The organism is Frankia sp. CcMO1 (assembly GCF_977945845.1).
In genome coordinates this window covers 1-2,857 of record NZ_CDWTMG010000386.1, presented here as the reverse complement: position 1 = coordinate 2,857, position 2,857 = coordinate 1, and the positions used below count along the sequence as shown (strand labels likewise).

Here is a 2,857-nt window from a genome sequence, read left to right as displayed (position 1 = left end):
AGGTCACCCCGCACCACACAACGGATCATGCAATCCGAAAATCACCATTAGATCCACGGCCAACCCCGGGACGTACTTCCCAAACAGGCCCTAGGACAAACGGAAGATCGGGACGACCACATGACCGGGACGGCCGAGAGGTGGGATCGCTCCGGATCAGGACGGACTGGGAACGGCCCGCAGGTGACCCCGCCGGCCACCCGGGGGTGGGGCCTGCGGACCCTGCGGGGGCTCCGACCCTCCCCGCCGGGACGCCTCACGCACGGCGTCCGCAAGGGCTTCCAGGTCGTCCCCGGCCACCTCACGACCCCCCTCACGGGGCGCCTCGGCCTCGAGCCGGACCACAGCCCAGCCAAGCGGCACGGTGAGCCGATCCGCGTGGGTGCCGCACAGATCGTAGGAGTGTGGTTCGACGTACGGGGAGAGCGGGCCCAACACCGCCGTGGACTCCGCGTAGGCGTACGTGAGCGTGGCGACCGCGGCTGCGGAACAGGCCGAGCGGGAGCAGCGCCGAGGCTTCACGTTCCGGACGGTAGCCCCCGGAACGGACGACGGCCACCACCTCGGGTCGTGTCGCGTGGCGCGACGACTAATCGTCACGCGGCGTCGACCATGCCATCGCGGCCCGCATACAATATCCCTCTTTTAGCACGTATCCAGAGCGATTTTGAGATCATGGACCGTCCTCGAGCTGGTAGCGATAGGGGATGAAACGCAGGGATGTGACCGGAAACCGTCGTTACCGCGCCCACGGATCGGCGCACCACTCCGAGCGATGCCGGAAGCGGCGCGGAGTTCACCGCGATCGACGGACGACCGTCCATCCTTGAACGCTACGCTGACAGGGTGAGCGAGCCCGAGCGGTTCCCGGCAGTCGCCCGGCCGATCCCGCCACGGCGGCGGCGCGACCGGCGCGGCCGTGGAATCCGGGGCACTCTTCTTCCGCCGGACGTGCCCGCCTACGCCACCCGCGGCGACCGCTTCGACGATCTCGTCCTGGACGCCGTCGAGCATCTCGACCACCGGTGGTCCACCGAACTCGCGGACGTCGAGTTCGCCGTCGAGGACGTACCGCCGGTGGCGGTGACCGACGACGAGATCCCGCTCGCTCGTTACCAGCCGGCCAGCGGCAGGGGTCGGTCGGGCACCCCGCGGCGCATCGTCGTCTACCGCCGCCCGATCGAGGCGCGGGCCGTCGACAGCGAGGACCTGGCCGAGCTCGTCCTCGATGCGATCATCCACGAGATGGCTGAGATGATGGGGGTCGACCCCGCCGTGATCGACCCGGAGGGCCACGGCTGGGGCGACGAGTAACAGCGAGGAACAGCCGAGCCGCGGTGGCTGGCCGGCCGCAGGACACCCACCACGCGAGGGAGACCGTGACCACCAGGAACACCGTGACCACCAGGAACGAGGCCGCTCGGGCGACGGCCTCCGGCGCCCGGATCCTGCCACTGCACGGTCAGGCGCAGTCGTACGCCTGGGGGTCCCCGACCGCGATTCCGAACCTGCTCGGGGCGGTCGCGACCGGCGAGCCGGTCGCGGAGCTGTGGCTCGGCACCCATCCGGTGGCGACGGCCCTCGCCGAGGACGACGGCATCCGCCGTCCGGCCACCAACCTCGTCGGTCAGCTGCCGTTCCTGCTCAAGGTACTGGCCGCCGAGAAGGCGCTGTCGCTGCAGGTGCACCCGGACCTGGCGCAGGCCCGGGCCGGCTTCGACGCGGACGACGCGGCCGGTCTCGGCCTGGGCGATCCGCGTCGGCGTTACCGTGACCGGAATCACAAGCCCGAACTAATCGTCGCACTGTCCCCGTTTCGGGCTCTCGCCGGCGTACGTGATCCCGGCCGGACCCTCGCCATCGTCGCCCGGCTGGGCTCACCGGCCCTCACCGCCGCCTTCCGACCACTGGCCGACGATCCCTCGGGCGGCGCCGCGCAGGTGCTCCGCTCCCTGCTGACCATGCCGCGCGAACCCGCCCGTGACCTCGTCCGCGACCTCGTGGCGACGGCCCGCCGGCTCGCCGCCGGCCCGCACGACGCGGCAGCGCCGGGGACGCCCAGCGCCGAAACGGACGACACGGCGACGGACAGGGCCGCGGCGGACGGCGTCGCGGCGGACGGCGTCGAAGCCGATGACGTCGCGCGGGCGGCCGACCTGATCGGTCTGCTCGCGGCCGCGCACCCGGGCGACGTCGGGATCGCGGCCGCCCTGTTGCTGAACGACGTCACCCTGCGCCCCGGGGAGGGGCTCTTCCAGCCCGCGCGGCTGCTCCACGCCTACGTCTCCGGCCTGGGTATCGAGATCATGGCGACCTCGGACAACGTGCTGCGCGGCGGGCTCACCCCCAAGCACATCGATGTCGACGAGCTCCTGCGCATCCTTGATCCCACTCCGAGCGCGGCGCCGATCCTCATGCCCTGTACTCTCGCGGTCTCCCCCGGTGGTCTGCTCCGCGGCTGGGACGTCCCCGTCGGGGACTTCGCCCTCACCGAGGCGATCTGCACCGGCGGCGCCCTGAACGTGGGACGGCCCGTGGTGCTGCTGGCCATCGAGGGTGCGGTCCGGGTGACCGGCACCGCCGACAACGGGACGACCGTCGCCCCGGTGGAGTTGCGCGGGGGCCGGTCCGCCCTGCTGGCCGGATCCGCCGCGTTGACCCTCACCGGCACCGGTCGGGTCTTTCTCGCCGCTCCCGGCCGCTGACGGGCGATGCCACCGACAGGGCGGGGTGCTGACGGCCCGGAAGACCGGAAGACCGGAAGCGTCACGAACCTCCCGCACGTCCTGGGAGGACGCCGACCGGTGCCCGGCCCGCCACGAGGCGAAGATCGAAGGCCGGCCGTCCCCCTAGGGCC

Annotated in this window: 3 protein-coding genes; 2 read left to right on the top strand and 1 reads right to left on the bottom strand. The window is 72.0% G+C overall.

Features of this window, described 5'->3' with window-relative positions; all coding sequences use genetic code 11:
- Positions 1-156: 156 nt before the first annotated feature.
- Positions 157-522 carry a DUF3499 domain-containing protein gene (locus AC08OU_RS24210; protein ID WP_462188238.1) on the bottom strand — a complete coding sequence of 122 codons (366 nt, stop codon included), beginning with the start codon at positions 520-522 and terminating at the stop codon, positions 157-159.
- A gap of 324 nt (positions 523-846) precedes the next feature.
- Between AC08OU_RS24210 and AC08OU_RS24205 the strand changes: the two genes are divergently transcribed.
- Both AC08OU_RS24205 and manA read left to right on the top strand, forming a co-directional pair.
- Positions 847-1,314: a metallopeptidase family protein gene (locus AC08OU_RS24205; RefSeq protein WP_476602400.1), complete on the top strand. Its 468-nt coding sequence runs from the start codon at positions 847-849 to the stop codon at positions 1,312-1,314.
- Positions 1,315-1,397: 83 nt separating this feature from the next.
- On the top strand, positions 1,398-2,705 hold the full coding sequence (gene manA, locus AC08OU_RS24200) for a mannose-6-phosphate isomerase, class I (protein WP_476602401.1): 1,308 nt from the start codon (positions 1,398-1,400) through the stop codon (positions 2,703-2,705).
- The last annotated feature ends 152 nt before the right edge of the window (positions 2,706-2,857 follow it).